18 protein-coding genes and 1 pseudogene are annotated in these 18,526 nt (G+C 46.2%); 8 read left to right on the plus strand and 11 right to left on the minus strand.

Features of this window, described 5'->3' with window-relative positions:
* Positions 1-25: 25 nt before the first annotated feature.
* The 3 genes from fadE to CJU60_RS13565 are packed head-to-tail and all read right to left on the minus strand — an operon-like array spanning position 26 to position 5,380.
* Positions 26-1,810: an acyl-CoA dehydrogenase FadE gene (gene fadE, locus CJU60_RS13555; protein ID WP_044159046.1), complete on the minus strand. Its 1,785-nt coding sequence runs from the start codon at positions 1,808-1,810 to the stop codon at positions 26-28.
* A 14-nt stretch (positions 1,811-1,824) separates the two neighbouring features.
* Complete coding sequence (locus CJU60_RS13560; RefSeq protein ID WP_095714028.1) at positions 1,825-3,000, minus strand: acetyl-CoA C-acetyltransferase; 1,176 nt, start codon at positions 2,998-3,000, stop codon at positions 1,825-1,827.
* A 10-nt stretch (positions 3,001-3,010) separates the two neighbouring features.
* Entirely contained in the window at positions 3,011-5,380 is a 2,370-nt protein-coding gene (locus CJU60_RS13565) for a 3-hydroxyacyl-CoA dehydrogenase/enoyl-CoA hydratase family protein (protein WP_141243784.1), read from the minus strand.
* Between the two features lie 175 nt (positions 5,381-5,555).
* Between CJU60_RS13565 and CJU60_RS13570 the strand changes: the two genes are divergently transcribed.
* The gene (locus CJU60_RS13570) at positions 5,556-5,699 is read left to right on the plus strand and encodes a YuzL family protein (RefSeq protein ID WP_010331806.1); all 144 of its coding nucleotides are present in this window, start codon (positions 5,556-5,558) and stop codon (positions 5,697-5,699) included.
* Between the two features lie 27 nt (positions 5,700-5,726).
* On the opposite strand, the gene CJU60_RS13575 is transcribed toward CJU60_RS13570, so the two are convergent.
* Positions 5,727-6,635: a proline dehydrogenase family protein gene (locus tag CJU60_RS13575; RefSeq protein WP_095714030.1), complete on the minus strand. Its 909-nt coding sequence runs from the start codon at positions 6,633-6,635 to the stop codon at positions 5,727-5,729.
* Positions 6,636-6,734: 99 nt separating this feature from the next.
* On the opposite strand from CJU60_RS13575, the gene CJU60_RS13580 reads away from it, so the two are divergent.
* The 4 genes from CJU60_RS13580 (at position 6,735) to mdtP (ending at position 9,584) form a co-directional block, all read left to right on the plus strand.
* Positions 6,735-6,980, plus strand: coding sequence for a hypothetical protein (locus tag CJU60_RS13580; protein WP_010331808.1), 246 nt, complete (start codon positions 6,735-6,737; stop codon positions 6,978-6,980).
* 12 nt (positions 6,981-6,992) lie between these two features.
* Positions 6,993-7,325, plus strand: coding sequence for a spore coat protein (locus tag CJU60_RS13585; RefSeq protein WP_095714031.1), 333 nt, complete (start codon positions 6,993-6,995; stop codon positions 7,323-7,325).
* Between the two features lie 173 nt (positions 7,326-7,498).
* The gene (locus CJU60_RS13590) at positions 7,499-7,945 is read left to right on the plus strand and encodes a MarR family transcriptional regulator (RefSeq protein WP_095714032.1); all 447 of its coding nucleotides are present in this window, start codon (positions 7,499-7,501) and stop codon (positions 7,943-7,945) included.
* A gap of 25 nt (positions 7,946-7,970) precedes the next feature.
* A complete protein-coding gene (gene mdtP, locus CJU60_RS13595; RefSeq protein ID WP_095714033.1) occupies positions 7,971-9,584 on the plus strand; it encodes a multidrug efflux MFS transporter MdtP in 1,614 nt (537 codons plus the stop codon).
* 34 nt (positions 9,585-9,618) lie between these two features.
* Here the strand turns inward: mdtP and CJU60_RS13600 are convergent, their stop codons facing one another.
* Both CJU60_RS13600 and CJU60_RS13605 read right to left on the minus strand, forming a co-directional pair.
* Positions 9,619-10,002 (minus strand): tautomerase family protein, encoded by a 384-nt coding sequence (locus CJU60_RS13600; protein ID WP_095714034.1) that lies wholly within the window; start codon positions 10,000-10,002, stop codon positions 9,619-9,621.
* A 20-nt stretch (positions 10,003-10,022) separates the two neighbouring features.
* A complete protein-coding gene (locus tag CJU60_RS13605) occupies positions 10,023-10,763 on the minus strand; it encodes an SDR family NAD(P)-dependent oxidoreductase (protein WP_095714035.1) in 741 nt (246 codons plus the stop codon).
* Positions 10,764-10,905: 142 nt separating this feature from the next.
* Here CJU60_RS13605 and CJU60_RS13610 point away from each other — a divergent pair, with 142 nt between their 5' ends.
* Complete coding sequence (locus CJU60_RS13610) at positions 10,906-11,772, plus strand: LysR family transcriptional regulator (protein WP_095714036.1); 867 nt, start codon at positions 10,906-10,908, stop codon at positions 11,770-11,772.
* A gap of 45 nt (positions 11,773-11,817) precedes the next feature.
* Here CJU60_RS13610 and CJU60_RS13615 read toward each other — a convergent pair.
* From CJU60_RS13615 to CJU60_RS13630, 4 genes and pseudogenes are all read right to left on the minus strand, one after another.
* Positions 11,818-12,105: pseudogene (locus tag CJU60_RS13615) on the minus strand (YusU family protein).
* Between the two features lie 27 nt (positions 12,106-12,132).
* Positions 12,133-12,960 carry an ABC transporter ATP-binding protein gene (locus CJU60_RS13620; RefSeq protein WP_095714037.1) on the minus strand — a complete coding sequence of 276 codons (828 nt, stop codon included), beginning with the start codon at positions 12,958-12,960 and terminating at the stop codon, positions 12,133-12,135.
* A gap of 215 nt (positions 12,961-13,175) precedes the next feature.
* Positions 13,176-13,613, minus strand: a complete 438-nt coding sequence (locus tag CJU60_RS13625) for a YusW family protein (protein WP_095714038.1) — start codon at positions 13,611-13,613, stop codon at positions 13,176-13,178.
* A 108-nt stretch (positions 13,614-13,721) separates the two neighbouring features.
* The gene (locus CJU60_RS13630) at positions 13,722-15,506 is read right to left on the minus strand and encodes a M3 family oligoendopeptidase (RefSeq protein WP_095714039.1); all 1,785 of its coding nucleotides are present in this window, start codon (positions 15,504-15,506) and stop codon (positions 13,722-13,724) included.
* Between the two features lie 134 nt (positions 15,507-15,640).
* Between CJU60_RS13630 and CJU60_RS13635 the strand changes: the two genes are divergently transcribed.
* Entirely contained in the window at positions 15,641-16,495 is an 855-nt protein-coding gene (locus tag CJU60_RS13635) for an oxidoreductase (RefSeq protein ID WP_095714040.1), read from the plus strand.
* A 77-nt stretch (positions 16,496-16,572) separates the two neighbouring features.
* Positions 16,573-17,034: a Dps family protein gene (gene mrgA, locus CJU60_RS13640; protein WP_024122790.1), complete on the plus strand. Its 462-nt coding sequence runs from the start codon at positions 16,573-16,575 to the stop codon at positions 17,032-17,034.
* 40 nt (positions 17,035-17,074) lie between these two features.
* Here the strand turns inward: mrgA and CJU60_RS13645 are convergent, their stop codons facing one another.
* The gene (locus CJU60_RS13645; RefSeq protein ID WP_024122791.1) at positions 17,075-18,451 is read right to left on the minus strand and encodes a S1C family serine protease; all 1,377 of its coding nucleotides are present in this window, start codon (positions 18,449-18,451) and stop codon (positions 17,075-17,077) included.
* Between the last annotated feature and the right edge of the window lie 75 nt (positions 18,452-18,526).

The raw sequence follows: 18,526 nt of genomic DNA on the forward strand, positions 1-18,526 counted from the left end.
CCGGATGAGCGGAGCTCCTTGGGACTCAGACAATATATTTTTCTGCCTCGAACACACCCGCTGCCGCTTCACGTTTTTTCCGAATGACATTTTTAGGCGTCACGCGTGTCAGCTTGCGGAGAGCCGAGAGCATCATACGGAGAGAATCCCCTTCTTCCATTGCTAGTAAAGATTCTTTCGCATGGGCTTCAATTTCGTTAAAGGCTTCTTGAACGAAAATTTCTGTGTACAGCAGCTTTTGCGCTGCTTTATCGCTTCCTTGCGCGGCAATTGCCTTTTCCGTTCTGAGCACCGCTGATTCCATTGCATATACATTGCTGACAATATCAGCAACGTTTACGAGGATTTCTTGTTCGCGGTCGATCGCTTTTCCGTATTTTTGCGCGGCAAGGCCCGCGGCGAACAGGGCGATTTTTTTGGCTTGCTTGACGATATATTTCTCTTGCTCTAATACGCCGGTGCCCGGCTCCTCAGGCATAAGCATCATGAGTTCTTCTTGAAGCGCCTGTGCCTTTTCAAAAAGAGGCAGCTCGCCTTTCATCGCTTTCTTCAGAAACGTGCTTGGCACGATTAACCGGTTAATTTCATTTGTTCCTTCGAAAATCCGGTTGATCCTGGAATCCCGATAGGCTCTTTCCACCTCATACTCCTGCATAAATCCGTAGCCGCCGTGGATTTGCACGCCTTCATCGACAATATAATCAAGCGTTTCAGAGCCAAACACCTTGTTGAGAGAGCATTCAATTGCGTATTCGGCAATGGACTTCGCAATTTGTCTTCCGTCCTTTAGGTCTTCAGCTGTAAACTGGCTCATATTGTCTTCAAACAGCCCAACGGTTCTGTACACAGAGCTTTCCATCGCATACAGTCTTGATGCCATCGTCGCGATTTTTTCCTGGGTCAGCGAAAAGCCTGCGATCGGCGTTTTAAATTGGCGGCGCTGATTTGCGTAAGCTGCCGACAGCTCGATCACCCGTTTGGACGCGCCGATCGTTCCTACTGCCAGCTTGTAGCGGCCGATATTTAAAATATTAAAAGCGATGACATGCCCTTTGCCGATTTCTCCAAGAAGGTTTTCCTTCGGCACCTCAGCCTGATCCAAAATAAGGGTTCTCGTCGATGACCCTTTAATTCCCATTTTCTTTTCTTCAGGTCCGGTTGATACGCCCGGAAAATCTTTTTCTACAATGAAAGCGGAAAACTTTTCGCCGTCCACTTTGGCGTAAACGACAAAGACATCGGCAAAAGCTGAGTTGGTAATCCACTGTTTTTCTCCGGTTAATACGTAATGCGTTCCAGCTTCATTCAGCACCGCTGTCGTTTTTGCGCCTAACGCATCAGATCCGGAACCCGGCTCAGTCAGTGCGTACGCAGCGATCTTTTCCCCAGAAGCCAGATCAGGGAGATATTTTTTCTTTTGCTCTTCCGTTCCGAAGAATACGATCGGCAAGGAACCGATGCCGACATGCGCACCGTAAGAAAGTGAAAAGCTTCCCGCACGCGAAAATTTTTCAGTGATCAGCGCCGAGCTGATCTTATCAAGGCCCAGCCCGCCGTATTCCTCGGGCACATCGGCTCCGAGAAGCCCCAGTTCTCCCGCTTTCTTCAAAAGCCGGACGGAATGTTCAAACTGATGGTTTTCAATTTCATCTATATGCGGCAGAACGTCCTGCTCAATGTAATCCTCCGTTGTTTTCGCAATCATTTTATGCTCGTCGGTGAAATCCTCCGGTGTATACATCTGATCATATGTGACATCCTCGATTAAGAAGCCGCCGCCTTTTAGTACTTCAGCCGTTTTTTTCGTCATTTGTTTTTCCCCCTTTAGCATAATTCAAATACGCCGGCTGCTCCCATCCCGCCGCCGATACACATTGTGACGACTCCAAATTGCTCGTTTCTCCGTTTCATTTCATGAATCAGTGAGAGTGTCAGCTTTGTGCCCGTACATCCAAGCGGGTGCCCGAGTGCGATAGCGCCTCCATTGACATTCACTTTCTCCTCATCAATCCCCAGCTCCCTGATGACTTGGATGGCTTGTGATGCAAACGCTTCGTTCAGTTCGAACAGCCCGATGTCCTGCAGTTGAAGCCCGGCAAGCTTCAGTGCGCGCGGAATGGCTTCCACGGGCCCGATGCCCATGACTTCCGGCGGCACCCCGCCAACTGCAAAGGAACGGAATTTGACAAGCGGCGCCAAACCAAGCGCATCCGCTTTTTCGCGATCCATCAGCATGACAGCCGCCGCCCCGTCACTTGTTTGCGAGGAATTTCCGGCAGTGACTGTCCCGTCAACGGAAAAGGCCGGGCGTAATGTGCTTAAAATGTCTGTGGTCGTTTGCGGGCGGACACCTTCATCCTGAGAAAAAACAGTATGTTTTACCTGCGGCTTATGGTTTTCGCCGATTTCTGTCACCTTGACTTCGACAGGGACAATTTCATCTTTAAATTTCCCCTCTGCAAGGGCTTCGGCAGCTTTCTGGTGGCTGCGCACGGCAAAAGCATCCTGATCTTCACGGGAAACGCCGTATTTTTTCGCAACCTGTTCTGCCGTGTGTCCCATGCTCATGTAATACTCCGGCGCTTTCTCGGCTAATGCGAGGTTCGGACGGGTCACATGCCCCATCATCGGAACCTGTGACATAGATTCCGCTCCGCCTGCAATGGCCGTATCGTAGGCGCCAAGCATAATTTTTTCTGCCGCATATGCGATGGACTGAAGACCTGAGGAACAGTAGCGGTTGACCGTAATCGCCGGCACCGTATATGGCAGACCCGCAAGCGCGCCGATATTTCTCGCCATATTGAGCCCCTGTTCTGCTTCAGGTGTCGCACAGCCAATAATTAAATCGTCAATATTGCCCTCATAGCCGCCTGCTCGTTTCAGCGTTTCTTTCACGCAAATGGCTCCCAAATCATCCGGGCGAACGGTGGCCAATGAACCTTTTTTCGCTTTCCCTACCGGTGTTCTTGCTCCTGCCACAATAACTGCCTCTTTCATAAACTCCCTCCTAGTTCCGTAAAGGTTTGCCTTTCACCAGCATATGCTGCATTCTCGCTTGAGATTTCGCCTCGCCTGCCAGACTTAAAAACGCTTCTCTCTCAATTTCCAATAAATACTCTTCATCCACCTCTGTTCCGAACGGCACTTTTCCGCCGGCAATCACAAAAGCGAGCTTTTTAGCGATTTTCATATCATGCTCAGATAGGTAGCCGGACAGCTTCATTTGCTCTGCACCGAGCAGAAGCGCGGCATAACCTGTTTCCCCCGCCACCTTGACCTTTTCTTTTACAGGCGGCCGCCAGCCGGTATCGTATAAAGAGGCGGCTAACTGCTTTGCATCGTACAGGAGGTGATCCTGGTTAGTGCTGATACGGTCAGCCTCTTTTAAAATGTTTAGTTCCCGAGCCTCTTGGGCGGAAGTTGACACCTTAGCCATTGCGATCGTTTCAAATGTTTTCATAGCCGCATTCATCGGATCAAGACCGCGGCGAAGATGATTGATGTACAGCTCTTTATTGCCCCCTCCTCCAGGGATAAGGCCGACTCCTGATTCTACAAGTCCCATATAGGCTTCGCTTGCCGCTTGTATTCGTGCAGCAGGGAGACACACTTCCGTTCCTCCGCCGAGCGTCATGCCAAATGGAGCTGCAACAACAGGTTTCGTGCTGTATTTGATGTTCATCATTGTCTCTTGAAAACGCCGTATCACCAAATCAACTTCCATAAAGTTGTCATCCTGTACTTCCATTAAGATCATGGCAAGATTGGCGCCCACGCAGAAATTTTTTCCTTGATTGCCGATGACAAGCCCTTTGTAATTCCGCTCTGTTTCTTCCAATGCTTTGTTGATCATTTGAATGATTTCGAGCCCGATGGCATTGCTTTTCGAGTGAAATTCCAGAAGCGCTACATCGTCACCAAGATCTATCAAGCTCGCTCCGCTGTTTTTCGCAATGACGCCGTTTGTTTCTTTAACTGACTGTAAATGGATGCGTTTCTTGTTTTCTTTTACGGCCCTGTATTCGCCGCTTTCGTAATAAAGCACTGTTCCGTTTTCTCTGATGTAGAAGGTCTCATTCCCTTTGTCCAGCATATCTTTTATCCAGCCGGGAATCTCCGCTCCAAGCTGTTCAAGCTTTTCCGCCGACTGTCTGAGACCGATTGCGTCCCAGATTTCGAATGGTCCCAGTTCCCAGCCGAATCCCCATTTCATAGCTTGGTCAATTGCATGAATATCGTCGGCAATTTCTCCGAGCAGCTGGGCTGAGTAAAGCAGCGTTTGCGACGTGACATTCCACAGCAGCTGGCCAGCCCTGTCTTCTGAATAAATAAGCGCTTTCATTTTAGCTTTTGTCCCTTTAGCTTGCTTTGCCGCTTCAAGAGCCGGCGTTTTCATCTTTGACCGTTCTCCGTAAGTAAGCGTCATCGGATCAAGCTCATAAATCGTTTTTCCTTCTTTTTTATAAAAGCCTTGACCGGATTTGCTTCCGATCCAGCCTTTTTGCAGCATGTCATTCATGAAGTCAGGCAGGCGAAATACTTCTTTTTCGTCTCCCTCTGCTTTGTCATATACGTTTCGGGCGACGTGGGCAAACGTATCAAGGCCGACAACATCCAGCGTTCTGAAGGTTGCGCTTTTCGGTCTTCCGATCAGCGGGCCTGTGATGGAGTCGACTTCTCCGACCTGATAGCCGCCTTTCAGCATTTCTTGAACCGTAATGAGAAGTCCGTACGTCCCGATTCGGTTTGCGATAAAATTTGGTGTGTCCTTTGCTGTGACCACACCTTTGCCGAGGACATTTTCACCGAAGGATGTCATAAACGCCAGAATGTCAGGATCCGTTTCCTTAATCGGAATGATCTCCAGCAGCTTTAAATATCGCGCCGGGTTAAAAAAGTGTGTTCCAAGAAAATGAGCTTTAAAATCATCAGACCTGCCTTCAGCCATTGCCTGCACTGAAATGCCGGACGTGTTGCTCGAGACAATGCTGCCCGGTTTCCGATGCTCATCCACGAGAGAGAAAATCTTCTTTTTGACCTCAAGATTTTCGACAACGACTTCAATAATCCAATCAGCTTCCTTCAGCTTCTCAACATCATCTTCTAGATTGCCGGGAGTAATATAAGCGGTATTTTGTGCTGACGTAAGAGGGGCAGGCTTTTGTTTCAGCAGCTTTTTCACCGCAGATCTGCTCAGCCTGCTGCGCACCTCCGGACTTTCCTTGGTCAGCCCCTTTTTCTCCTCTTCCTTTGTTAAATCGTTCGGCACAATATCAAGCAGCAGGACCGGAATTCCGTTGTTAGCCAAATGCGCAGCAATACCGGAACCCATAACCCCCGATCCTAAAACGGCTGCTTTTTGAATGTGTTTGTGCATGAGACATCCCCCTTGAACGTTGAATGAATAATCATTCATTTTTTGGTCAAAAAAAATGGAAACCCGTTTCTTCTTTCATCATAAAAGATTTTTGTTTCGACTTCAATAGCTAATTTGTTATTTTTTTGTATGAAGCAGATAGAAGACGGGAAACTTAAACCCGGAGGTGAAGGGAATGGTGCGAGAGAAAAAGAACCCGTCTTCAGCAGCAGTAAGCGCGGCGAGCGTGAAAGGAGATGCCGGTCCGACACAGCATTACGGCGGCGGAAAACGGACAAGCCAAAATCAGCAGTATAAGAAACACAACATGGAACAATAACAATGCAGCTGCGGTTCGCGGCTGCTTTCACTTTTTGAAAATCCCTTTTAACACAAAAGCCGCATTTGCGGGTCTTTCGGCGATTCTTCTCATAAAGTAGCTAAACCAGTCGGTTCCATACGGGACATATACACGCATCTTGTACCCTTCCTTCACGAGTTCCTTCTGCCGCTCCGGCCTAATCCCGTAAAGCATTTGAAACTCGAATTGTGACAGCGGGATTTGATGCTCGGCAACGAGTTTCTTCGTAAACGCAATGATGTCATCATCATGTGTAGCGACGGCAGTATAGTTCCCGCTCAGCAGATGAAGTTTAATCAAGCTCTGAAAGTGAAGGTCTGTTCCTTTTTTATCAGGGAATGCAACGGCCGCAGATTCCTTGTAAGCGCCTTTGACAAGTCTGAGATTCGGCTTCAGATCGTGCAGCTTTCGGATATCTTCTGCAGCCCTGTAAAGATACGCCTGTATCACCGTACCCAGCATGTCAAATTCCTGCTTGCACTGCCTGTAGATGGCAAGCGTCTGTTCATAATGTGAGTAGTCCTCCATATCAATCGTCACAGCCACGTCATTTTCCTTCGCAGCAGATAAAATGTCACGCAAATGTGAAACGGTCAGCTCTTCTGAAATATCGAGCCCCAGTGACGTCAGCTTAAGGGAAAGCTCGGAATCTAAACGGTGTTCGGCAATCGCTTGAATCGCCTTCTTGCATTCCTCTGCGACTCGACTCGCTTCTTTTTGTGTAGCCGCATACTCGCCTAAATAATCAATGGTTGTGCACAAACCGGATCGATTCAGCTTTTTAATGGTCCGAACAGCCGATTCAATCGTGTCCCCCGCGACAAATCTCCGCGCCCCCAGCCGTGATCCGTATGCTTTGGCAAGCTTGGTGAGCGTTTTATTTTGAGATAAGAATAAAAACATATGTCTCAACATCCAATTCCCTCCTGACGATACAGCCTTCTTCAAAACACCTGTATATAACTCCCATACTGAAGGAAACATAAAACGAATAGAACGTAAAGGAGGATTACAATGAACAATCAGCAGCAATCTCAAATGCCGCCCTCTGTTATTTCGACAAAGGATCATTTGTATCTGAATGACATGCTGAACTGGAATCTGCTCGCGATGAAAAAAGCGCATTTTATGGCGCAGCAGTGCCAGGATCAAACATTAAAACAAGAACTAGACCGCGTCGGACATATGCATCACGATCACTATCAAAGAATATTAAAGCACCTGCAGCCAGGCCAGCAGCAGTCCGGCTATATCCAATAAGGAGGCGCCAAAATGAATCAGCAAAATCAGAAAATCAGCAACCCGCAAACACCTGTGCCGACTACATCAGAAATGAATGACAGAGATTTCGTCAATGAACTTTTGACAACGGAAAAATACATGACCACTGCGTATTGCACTGCTCTGCACGAGTTCAGCCATGAATCTCTCTATCAGGATATTCAATCCATTTTTGATGAGTCACAAAAAGCGCAAAGAAAACTGTATGATCTCATGTTCCAATACGGATGGTATACTGTTGAAGCAGAAGACGCCCAAAAGCTGCAGCAATCCTATCAAAAGTTCCAGCAAACCATTCAGGAGCAGTCTCCTTATCAGCAATAAAGCTCTGTCAATCAGATCAGCAAAAAGGGTACGATGTGCTTTACTGGCATCTATCCTTTTTTTGTGTGTAAAATCAGTTGACTTTTTATTAATGCTTATTTATATTTAATAAGCATTAACTATTTCAACACATTAAATATAAACATGAATTATATTAAAGAGGAGAAATAAAGATGAAGAGTGCGGATCAGTTAATGTCTGATATTCAATTATCGCTTCAGGCGCTCTTTCAAAAGATACAGCCTGAAATGCTGGATAGCATGGAGAAACAGGGGGTTACCCCCGCGCAGCTGTTTGTGCTCGCAAGCTTAAAAAAGAATGGCAGCCTTAAAATTTCTGAAATTGCCGAACGGATGGAGGTCAAGCCAAGCGCGGTTACGTTAATGGCAGACCGCCTTGAACAAAAAAATCTGATCGTCAGAAAACACAATACACAAGACAGGCGAGTCATTAATATCAGCCTTACCGATGAAGGAGACAGAAAGTTCGAGGATGTTCTGGCGGGCAGAAAAGCCATAATGGCACGATACCTTTCCTACCTGACGGAAGAGGAACTGCTGCAGGCAGCGCATATGACGAAAAAGCTGGCACAAGCTGCTGCCGAAACCAATGAAACGTAAAATAGGAAAAGAGGAAACGGATGAAATGAGTAATGAAGGAAAACAATCAAAACGGACTTTATTAATAACAGGCTTAATCATTGCCATGTTTTTCTCAGCCCTTGACGGTACCATTGTCGGAACTGCCATGCCGAAAATCGTCGGAGATCTTGGCGGTTTGAGCATGATGACCTGGCTGACTACGGCGTATTTGTTAACATCAACAACGGTCGTGCCGATTGCCGGTAAATTAGCGGACTTATTGGGGCGCCGGATCGTCTATGTATCAGGGTTGCTTATTTTTATGGCTGCTTCAGCTCTGTGCGGAATGGCCAACAATATGACAGAATTGATTATTTTCCGCGGTTTGCAGGGAATTGGCGGAGGTATTATGATGCCGATGGCCATGATTGTCATTGGTGACTTATTTACAGGGAAACAGCGTGCCAAATTCCAAGGGGTCTTTGGAGCCATTTACGGGCTTGCCTCTGTTATCGGGCCGCAAATCGGCGGCTGGATCGTTGATTCATTAAACTGGAAATGGGTTTTTTACATTAACCTTCCTGTTGGAATTATCGCAGTTATTTTTATTGCCAGAGGATTGCAGGGCCGTAAGCAGACCGGTCCGATCAACTTTGATATCGCCGGTATTTTTACAATGATTGTCGGGGTTGTCAGCCTTCTTCTTGCCCTAAGCTTTGGCGGGAAAGATTACGCATGGGGTTCATGGCAGATTCTCGGCTTGTTCGCGCTCGCACTGATCGGAATTGTGAGCTTTATTATTGTTGAATCGAAAGCGAAAGAACCGATCCTTCCAATGTATCTATTTAAAAATAGAACATTTACGTTTTTGAACCTGATCGGCTTTTTTATGAGTATCGGAATGTTTGGCGCGATTACGTTTGTTCCTTTCTTTATGCAAGGAATTGTCGGTGTAAGCGCATCTGAATCAGGCACCATTATGACACCGATGATGATCTCAATGATCATCACAAGCATTATCGGCGGCCAGCTTGTTTACAAAATAGGAATTAAACCGCAAATCATAACAGGCATGCTGATTATGGCTGGCGGATTCCTTCTGTTAACCACCTTGGATTTAGACACGAGCAAACTTGTCGCAACATCCTATATGGCTATTATCGGTCTTGGAATGGGTCTTGTTATGCCGATTCTGACGCTGGCTTTACAGGAAAGCTTTTCGAAAGAGGAGCTTGGGGTCGTCACCTCTTCCAGCCAATTCTTCCGTTCTATCGGGGGCACATTCGGCATTACCATGCTGGGCGCTGTAATGAATGCCAGATCCGGAAGCTTGCTGACTGATAAACTGGTTCCATATTTAGACTCGCTCCCGGCACAGGCAAACGCCTTTGCATCTCAATTAAAGGGCATGATTGACACAAATCCGCAAGGGCTGCTGCAAACACTGTTCAGCCAGGAAGCTATTAAACAAATTCCAGCGGCTTTCTCATCCCATGTCGTGCCGATTTTAAAAACATCATTAATGGATTCGCTCCACAGTGTTTTTTATGCAGGCCTTATCTTTATTGCAGTCGGAGCTGTATTTACCTTATTCTTAAAGCCTATTAAGCTTTCGAATAAGAAAACGGATGAACAAAAGGAAAAATCGGCACAAGCCGTTGAATCCCCTTCTCATTAATAGAGCGCCCCGCGGACATAACCGCGGGGCTTTTTTATTCGATCATCTGGGCCCTTCCGTTTCCGAAGGACCAATCCTCATCCTGGTTTCCGGCCAGTATGATAAACACATCTTCTTTTCTTACACCGAGCTCCGAATGAATCCGGCTTGCCACTGAATGGTAAAACGATTTCTTCTGTTCTGTTGTTCTTGAATCTTTCAATGTAAAATGGATGTAAATCAGTTCATCTGTACGCTCTACCTGTAAATAAGACGAATCATAAAAAAATTCGCTTTTTTGGTATTGCCGGATCACTTGAAAGTAATCATCAGCCGGTACATTGATTTCTTCGATCATAGACTGGTGAATGGCTCTGCTCAGTTTTTGAAGCCATTCTTTGCTTCTCCCCGCTCGTAAATGAATCTGTACAAATGGCATCTCTCACGCCGCTCCTTTCTTTACATCGTCTGGCCACTGTCAATCGTGATAATTTGTCCTGTCAGGGATTCCTGTTCAAGCACGGAACAAATCAGCCGTGCCACATCACTCGCTTCAGCAATTCGCTGCAACAGCAAAGTGCCGCTCATATTTTTCATTTTTTCTTCACGCCCCGCCCACCATCTTGTCGCGACAGCTCCGGGTGCGACACCGCACACTCTGATTTCTGGCGCCAAAGCGTGTGCCAACGATTTTGTCAGGCCGTGCACCGCTGCTTTTGACACAGCGTAAGGCATAGAAGAGCCCGCCCCGGTTGACCCCGCGATACTGCCGATATTAACGATCGCCCCAGCCTTGCTTTTTTTCATGAAAGGAGCCGCTGCTCTCGCGCAAAAAAACATTCCTTTGACATTGACTGCATACAACTCGTCCCATACGTCCTCTGTCGCGGCGTCGAGATCATCCATTGGAATATGCCGTGTAATACTTGCGTTGTTGATTAAAACGTCAATCGTGCCGTATTGCTTTACTATCGCTTGAACCATGTCCTGCACTTCACTGTTTTTGGACACATCGGCTTGGATAGCAACGGCCTGCCCGCCCTCGCTTTTGATGATTTCTGCTGTTTCCTCCGCCTCAGCTTGCGAGCGTGAATAATTCACCGCAACAATCGCTCCGCGTTTCGCTAATTCAATGCATGCTGCTCTTCCTATTCCCGTGCCGCCCCCAGTGACGAGAGCTGTTTTGTTTTTAAGATCCATTGCCGCCACTCCTTGTTGTTTGTATATATTTTGAAATCTAAACTGCTGATTCTATTGTAATAGAGGTTTGGTGTTACGTATAATGATTGTTAAAGATACTTGATATCATTTAGATTGATATTAAAAGAACGGGGGATTCAACATGGAAAGCGGAGATCTGCGTGTGTTTCAAATGGTAGCCCGTGAAGGCACAATTACGAAAGCCGCACTGCTGCTTGGTTACGTGCAGTCAAATGTGACGGCTAGAATTCAGCAATTGGAAGCTGAGCTCGGCACCACCCTTTTTTTGCGCCATAATCGAGGCATGACACTCTCTTCTAGCGGAAAGCTTCTGCTGGATTATACGGATAAAATTATCGGGCTGCTGGATGAGGCGTCCAAAGCGCTCTCTTCCTCAACTGAGCCGAGCGGACAGCTGATGATCGGTTCCACTCAGACAGCCGCCGCAGTCAGGCTACCAAAACTGCTTGCTTCGTATTATGAAGATTATCCAAACGTACAGCTGTCTTTAACAACAGGGCATACACAATTTTTAATCGATAAAGTTCTTCGGTATGAACTCGATGGAGCGTTTATCGGCTGTGAATGCAATCATCCTGAGCTTCAGTCCTTCCCCGCATTTGAGGAGGAGCCCGTAGTCGTGTCCGCTTCTTCTGTGTCCTGTGCAGAAGAAGCGATCACAAAGCCAATTCTCGTTTACAGCATAGGCTGTTCGTACCGAGATACCCTTGAAAAATGGCTGCATTCCGTCGGCGTCACACAGCCGGTGATTATGGAGTTCGGCACACTTGAAGCGATTATAGGCGGGGTAACAGCGGGCCTTGGCATCTCATTGCTGCCGCGGACTGTTGTACAAAAACACGAGTCTGAAGGTTCGATCCGATTGTACACGCTCCCTGAACCTCTCAGACAGATGAAAACGGAGTTTATTTTCCGGAAGGATTCGTTTATCAGCAGCGCGCTGCGCACCTTTATGGATTCCTTCGCACCAAATGAAACAGCCACATAACAAAAAGCAGTCTGCCGTTCATGAGCGGCAGACTGCTTTTTTAGCCTATTCTTTGTTTCGATGCTCTTCGTTTAACTGTTTGATATGCTGTATGATGTCTTTCATGCCCTGCTTTGCGTCAGGATATGTAGTATTCCAATGCTTAGCGAGCGGAGGCATGCTTTTGGCGATATGCGTGTACAAGATCCACTGCTTCACTTCTTCTTTTAATTCATGATTTGACTCCCCAAGGAGCAGCTCGGTATATTTTTCAAGCAATCCATCCAGCTGTTCTTGCAGTTTTTGTTCCATTTATACATCTTCCTTTCAAAAAACAGCAAGGAGCTTTCTCATTGATGAAAGCTCCTTTAGCCGTGTTATTTACCCATGTGATGTGAAAGCCGCTTCCCGGACAATGCATCTGCCCCGGCCATGAGGAATGCAAAGAGGCGTTCCGAACAGCGGGTCCTGTGTGACCTGACAGTTCATAGAAAACACATTTTGCACCAGATCACAAGTAATGACCTCTTCCGGACGGCCTTCAGCGTAAATCTGTTTATCTTTAATAGCCACAAGGTGATGTGCGTAGCGGCACGCTAAATTCAAATCATGGAGCACCATGACGATCGTCCGCTGTTCCTTCTCATTCAGCTCAAACAGCAAATCAAGAATTTCTATTTGATGCGTCATATCCAAATACGTTGTCGGTTCATCCAGAAGTATAATATCCGTTTCCTGGGCAAGCGTCATCGCAATCCAAGCCCGCTGGCGCTGTCCGCCTGATAAGGAATCGACGGCGCGGTCAGCCATCTCTTCCAGCTTTGTGGCTTTAAGCGCTCTCTCAACAGCTGCCTCATCCTCTTTTGACCACTGTTTCAGCCAGTTTTGATAAGGATATCTTCCCTGCTTTACAAGCTGATGCACCGTCAGTCCCTCCGGAGCAGAAGGCCCCTGCGGCAAGATGGCAAGCTCCTTTGCGACTTCCTTTGTCGGAAGCTTGGCGATCGCTCTTCCTTCCAATAGCACAGAACCGCCTCTCGGCTTCATCAGCCGCGCCAACGAACGTAAAAGTGTCGATTTTCCGCAGCCGTTGCTGCCGATAAATACGGTAATTTCACCTTTTGGAATCGTTAAATTCAGTTCATCAATAATAACGGCATCCCCGTACCCTAAGCTCAGCGTTTCTGTAGAAATTGCACTCATACCCATAACCGCTCCTTTTTGCTGGCTTTTTAGCAGCTCTATGTATCGCACGTTTTATATAGACATGCATGTAAGTAAATTGTCATCAATGCAAGTGATACAATATTCAGTCTCTGATATGGTCATATATCCCTCATTGTAGCAGAAAACAGTGACTTTGAAAATCATTTTCAATTAGTTTTCTGGTCAAAAATGGCGGTTATGGGTTTTTCAGCACATGATTATTTTTTAATTTCTCTGACAGCGCCGTTCTTAAGCTTCAGTTTTAAGTCGATATGATCATAGTGGCTGTCAAGGTTAAAGGCCGCCAGCACACTGTGAATCACTTCCTTTTCAGCCATTTGATCTGTCACAGATAGCTCGCTCAGAATCATTTTCATCTCATCCAGCGCTTCTTCTCCCTCTTGATTGATGCCTGAGAGCTTATCTTGTATTTCTGCTGTTTCATGAGTTCCGTTTTTTTCGTATATCCCTTCATAGCGATTATGCTCACCGTCACCATAGCTGACGCGAAGCGAGAAATTGCTGTAAGGAACAGATTTCATATGAGTAACTGCCGTATTTTCTCCTTCTGCTTGCTGCTGTTCTTCATTGAGACGGCAGCCCGCAATCAGAACAACTGCGAGACAAACGGCCCCCGCCGCTCTGATCAAATGCATAATGGTTCCCCCCTGTAGAATTCCATTTCTTTTAGGTATGTCCAAGGGATGGAATCCTCATTCAGAGAAAAGAGCAGAAAAAGCCGGGCTTCAGCGCCCGGCTTTCCTTTATGATTCAGTCATTTGCAAAAAGGCTTCGGCGTCCTGCACTGCCAGCTTGATGGCATTTTCCCAAAAGTCTCTCTTCGTGATGTCTGCGCCTAAATGCTTCATCGCTAAATCTTCTACGGTCATGGATGCCGTATCACGCAATAGCGCTATATATTTCTCTTCAAACGTGTTTTTTTCTTCAAGCGCCAGAGCGTAAATACCGAGAGAAAACAGATAGCCGAACGTATAAGGGTAATTATAAAACGGCACTCTCGTAATATGAAAGTGGAGCTTTGACGCCCAGAATAGCGGATGATACTCGCCTAAAGCGCCGCAGAACGCTTCTTTTTGCGCTTCTTCCATCAGCTCGTTTAAACGGTCCGCCGGCACAATTCCCCGCTTTCGTTCCTCGTAAAATCTCGTTTCAAATAAAAACCTCGCATGGATATTCATAAAGAAAGCAACGCTTCTTTGCACTTTATCCTCCAGAAGCACAAGCTTTTCTTCCTTTGTTTCCGCCTGATTGACAGTCGCGTCTGCCACAATCATTTCCGCAAAAGTTGAGGCAGTTTCCGCTACGTTCATGGCGTAGGATCGATTTAACGGCCTTACATTGAGCATCGATTCCTGATGAAAGGCATGCCCGAGTTCATGGGCAAGCGTTGAAACGTTCGAGGCACTGCCGGAAAACGTCATGAAGATACGGGATTCCCCGCTGTCCGGAAAGCTCGTGCAAAAGCCGCCGACTCTTTTTCCGCTTCTGTCCTCGGCTTCAATCCAGCGGTCACGGAACGCCTTTTCTGTAAAAGCGGACAACTTTCGGCCGAATGTAGAAAATTGGCTGACAATTAAGTTTGCGGCTTCATCGTATGAATATTCCTTCCCGGCAGACCCAATCGGTGCCTCAACGTCATACCAATTGAGCTTTTCGAGTCCAAGCATGGATGCTTTCCGGTTGAGAAACTGAACGAACGGCTGCTTATTTTCAGTAATGACCTGCCACATCGTATCAAGCGTTTCTTTTTTCATCCGGTTGATTTGCAGCGGCTCCTTCAAAACGTCCTCCCATCCTCTCGCTTTGTAGGTTTCCAGCCGGAACCCCGCCAAATGATTCAGCGTGCTGCTGAAAATATCCTGTTCCCGCTCCCAAGCTTGATTGGTGCGTTCAAAAACGGTTTTTCTGACATCACGGTCCTGAGAAGACATCATGTTTTCCGCCTGTCCGACAGATAATTGTTTTTCCTCAAACGGAATGGTCATTTTTCCGACAACGATATGATATAAATCATCCCAGGCATGATAACCGTCAACCGCAAGGCTTCCAATCAGTTTTTCTTTGTCTGGGCTGAGCTTTTCCGCAACCCGTTCTCTTCTTTCATTTAATATGTATGATACCTCTCGCAGTCCAGGTGTTTTGAGCAATTCTTCCCACACGCCTTGATCAATTTCCACAAGTTTATGATCCAATGTGACAAGGGAAGACTGAAAATCTGCGACTAGCTGATGCATGAATGATTTATGTTCATTCGCTTTCTGATCGCTAATGTTCTGTGCCTGAAGACAAGAGACAAAAGCACCGGCCTGCTGCAGCTTTACCGAATTTTGTTCAAATGCATCAAGCAATGCGGTCAGCCTTCCAGCATCATCAGATGTTTCTGGCGCCTCAAATGCATCTGCCATGTCTTGAAATGCACGCAGGCTTTGTGACAGCTTTTCAATATATCCCTTGAATTCTTCTGACTGGCTCCCGCCTTTAAAAAACGAGTCCAGATCCCATGTTTTGTTTACCCCTTGCAATCCCATGACTCAAAACCCCTTTCCTTATTTGATTTTATTATAGAACAATTCTGAATTATTGTATAAAATTTTCTTTTATAGCGTCATTCTCTGTGCATCATTGTACAATAGCTGTAGCGCCGAACAGGAGGATATGGAAAATGAATAAAAAAATAGCTATCGTAACAGGAGCGTCTAGCGGTTTCGGTCTGCTGGCAGCAGTCAAACTGGCTCAGTCATTTTTCGTCATTGCCACAGCAAGGCAGCCCGAGAAAGCGGAACAGCTGCGCGGTTTAGCAGCAAAACATCATGTAGCTGACTCCATTCACATCACCGCTCTCGATGTCACTGATGAACACTCGATCGAAGCCTTTGGAAAAACCATAAGTGCGTATGCCCCAATTGATTTACTCGTCAACAATGCGGGGACAGCTTACGGAGGATTTATCGAGGATGTGCCGATGGAGCATTTCAGAAAGCAATTTGAAACGAACGTTTTCGGATTAATCAATGTCACAAAAACCGTCCTTCCTTACATACGAAAGCATAGCGGGGCAAAGATTATAAACGTAAGCAGTATCAGCGGTTTAACCGGATTTCCCGCATTGTCGCCTTACGCCTCTTCCAAGTATGCATTGGAGGGGTTTTCAGAAAGCCTGCGTCTGGAGCTGCTTCCTTTCGGCATTGAAACCGCTCTGATCGAGCCAGGCTCATACAAAACATCGATCTGGTCAACATCGTTATCGAATCACATGACTGTGCCGGCTGACGATTCAGCTTATCATCAATACTATAAAAAGATCTTTTCTTATGTTGAAAAAAATGCCGATGAAAGCGGAGATCCCCAAGAGGTTGCCGACCTCATTTATCAATTAGCGATGAAACAGCGTTTAAAGAAATTGCGTTATCCGATCGGAAAAGGCGTCAAGCTCACCCTGTTATTCCGAGCGCTTTTTCCTTGGTCCGCATGGGAGTCTATCCTGAAGAAAAAACTATTCAGTCGATCTAAATTATAATTATTATAATTTAGTATTGATTTTTAATTAATACGTGGTATAATTAAATTAACAGATCACAAGGAGGACGTAAGATTATGAAAACCGAAAACGCAAAAACAAACCTGACATTAGTTGAGAATTCAATGAACACCCAATTATCAAACTGGTTTCTTCTATACTCCAAGCTGCACCGTTTTCATTGGTATGTAAAAGGACCTCACTTCTTTACATTGCATGAAAAATTTGAAGAACTGTATGACCACGCGGCGGAAACTGTGGATACGATTGCTGAGCGCCTGCTGGCTATCGGAGGACAGCCTGTTGCCACTTTGAAAGAATACACTGAGCAAGCATCTATCACAGACGGCGGAAACGAAACGTCAGCTTCAGAAATGGTCCAAGCTTTGGTGAACGACTACAAACAAATCAGCAGCGAGTCTAAATTCGTCATCGGCCTTGCGGAAGAAAATCAAGACAATGCGACAGCAGACTTGTTTGTCGGATTAATCGATGAAGTCGAAAAACAAGTGTGGATGCTTTCCTCTTATTTAGGCTAAAAAAAAGCTGAACCCTCTTCGGGTTCAGCTTTTTTGCTATTTAGCTGCTGAGGCTTTCTGTCTGCTTGGTCAGTGTCACGTTCAGGTTTTTCGTTTTTCCGTTTCGTATCACTTGAATTGTTGTTTTATCTCCGACTTTTAAATCTTTATATAGGATTTGACGGATATCCGCACTGCTTTGGATATCTTTGCCGTTTAATTTGACAATAACATCCTCAGATTTCATTCCTGCTTTAGCCGCCGGTGAATTGGATTGAACTTCTTTGACGTAGACACCTTTGCTCAATTGATCGCCAAACAGGCCGAGTGTGTTTTCCTGGTACGTTTCAGGAACTTGTGACATATCAATCATTTGCACGCCTAAGAATGGACGTTCCACTTTTCCATTTTCAAGAAGCTGGTCAACAATTGGCTCTACATCGTTGCTTGGAATCGCAAAACCGAGTGACTCAACCCCGTTTTCACTTACTTTCAAACTGTTGATACCGATCACTTGGCCGTTTGAATTGATTAACGGGCCGCCGCTGTTCCCCGGATTGATTGCCGCGTCTGTTTGCAGCACATTCATCTCAACCGTACCTTGAGTCGTATCGACATCAATCGTTCGGTTAAGTCCGCTGATGATCCCTTGTGTCACTGTTCCGGAGAACTGCTGACCGAGCGGGTTACCAATGGCGATGACTTTTTCACCTGTGCGCAGCTGCGAAGAGTCACCGAAGCTCGCCACTTTTTTGACGTTCTTGCCGCTGATTTCCAAAACAGCCAAATCTGTAATTGTATCGCTTCCCACAAGCTTGGCTGTCTCCGTTTTACCATTGTACAGAGTAACAGTCAGCTTATTCGCTCCTTCCACCACGTGGTTGTTTGTAATGATATATGCTTTGTTATTGTCTTTTTTGAAAATGACCCCTGACCCCGTCCCGCTTTCACTTTCAGAGCCGGAACTGCCTTCTGTGCCGAATGTGTTATTTTGAGCGGTTTGGATATTTGAGATTCCGACAATCGTCGGCTCTAAGTCCTCTACCATATCAGCCACGTTGGTCGCGTTTGTCACAGGTGTCGTAGTAAAGTTGTCTGATTGCACCTGTTTATTTGCGGAAGCCGTCTCGGTCGTCTGATTATGGTCAGACGGCAAATAAGGCGCGATGCCAAGCATCAGTCCGCCGCCGATGATCCCGCCTAAAATCGGGCTCAGCCATGCGGCTCTCCGCTTCTTCTCTTTTTTTACAGCTGTTTCTTTCTTTTCCATTTCTAAAGCGGAAGCCGTTTCTTTTCGTCCCGCTTCATCAGAATGAAGCGGATCAAGCAATTCTTGTTCAGGATGCTCAATCAGCTTCCGGTTTTCTGTATTCATGTTTTCTGTATGTGAAGGTTCTGTGTGTTGTTCTCCGTTCTGGTCATCACGTCTGTAATCCATATGCATACACTCCTTATTCGGTTTTCGTTTATCGTTACATATTCATCGCATGTACAAGTTCAATTGTCCCAATAA

Origin of the sequence: Bacillus sp. 7705b (genome assembly GCF_002289525.1) — a bacterium.
Lineage (GTDB): Bacteria > Bacillota > Bacilli > Bacillales > Bacillaceae > Bacillus > Bacillus halotolerans.

What these genes read in the sequence shown, in the direction of transcription:
- CJU60_RS13630 (WP_095714039.1), bottom strand. Translation starts at nt 15,506, where the DNA reads ATGGGATTGCAAGGGGTAAACAAAACATGGGATCTGGACTCGTTTTTT.
- CJU60_RS13575 (WP_095714030.1), bottom strand. Translation starts at nt 6,635, where the DNA reads ATGTTGAGACATATGTTTTTATTCTTATCTCAAAATAAAACGCTCACC.
- mdtP (WP_095714033.1), top strand. Translation starts at nt 7,971, where the DNA reads ATGAGTAATGAAGGAAAACAATCAAAACGGACTTTATTAATAACAGGC.
- CJU60_RS13560 (WP_095714028.1), bottom strand. Translation starts at nt 3,000, where the DNA reads ATGAAAGAGGCAGTTATTGTGGCAGGAGCAAGAACACCGGTAGGGAAA.
- CJU60_RS13620 (WP_095714037.1), bottom strand. Translation starts at nt 12,960, where the DNA reads ATGGGTATGAGTGCAATTTCTACAGAAACGCTGAGCTTAGGGTACGGG.
- CJU60_RS13585 (WP_095714031.1), top strand. Translation starts at nt 6,993, where the DNA reads ATGAATCAGCAAAATCAGAAAATCAGCAACCCGCAAACACCTGTGCCG.
- fadE (WP_044159046.1), bottom strand. Translation starts at nt 1,810, where the DNA reads ATGACGAAAAAAACGGCTGAAGTACTAAAAGGCGGCGGCTTCTTAATC.
- CJU60_RS13625 (WP_095714038.1), bottom strand. Translation starts at nt 13,613, where the DNA reads ATGCATTTGATCAGAGCGGCGGGGGCCGTTTGTCTCGCAGTTGTTCTG.
- CJU60_RS13590 (WP_095714032.1), top strand. Translation starts at nt 7,499, where the DNA reads ATGAAGAGTGCGGATCAGTTAATGTCTGATATTCAATTATCGCTTCAG.
- CJU60_RS13605 (WP_095714035.1), bottom strand. Translation starts at nt 10,763, where the DNA reads ATGGATCTTAAAAACAAAACAGCTCTCGTCACTGGGGGCGGCACGGGA.
- mrgA (WP_024122790.1), top strand. Translation starts at nt 16,573, where the DNA reads ATGAAAACCGAAAACGCAAAAACAAACCTGACATTAGTTGAGAATTCA.
- CJU60_RS13565 (WP_141243784.1), bottom strand. Translation starts at nt 5,380, where the DNA reads ATGCACAAACACATTCAAAAAGCAGCCGTTTTAGGATCGGGGGTTATG.
- CJU60_RS13580 (WP_010331808.1), top strand. Translation starts at nt 6,735, where the DNA reads ATGAACAATCAGCAGCAATCTCAAATGCCGCCCTCTGTTATTTCGACA.
- CJU60_RS13600 (WP_095714034.1), bottom strand. Translation starts at nt 10,002, where the DNA reads ATGCCATTTGTACAGATTCATTTACGAGCGGGGAGAAGCAAAGAATGG.
- CJU60_RS13645 (WP_024122791.1), bottom strand. Translation starts at nt 18,451, where the DNA reads ATGGATTACAGACGTGATGACCAGAACGGAGAACAACACACAGAACCT.
- CJU60_RS13635 (WP_095714040.1), top strand. Translation starts at nt 15,641, where the DNA reads ATGAATAAAAAAATAGCTATCGTAACAGGAGCGTCTAGCGGTTTCGGT.
- CJU60_RS13610 (WP_095714036.1), top strand. Translation starts at nt 10,906, where the DNA reads ATGGAAAGCGGAGATCTGCGTGTGTTTCAAATGGTAGCCCGTGAAGGC.
- CJU60_RS13570 (WP_010331806.1), top strand. Translation starts at nt 5,556, where the DNA reads ATGGTGCGAGAGAAAAAGAACCCGTCTTCAGCAGCAGTAAGCGCGGCG.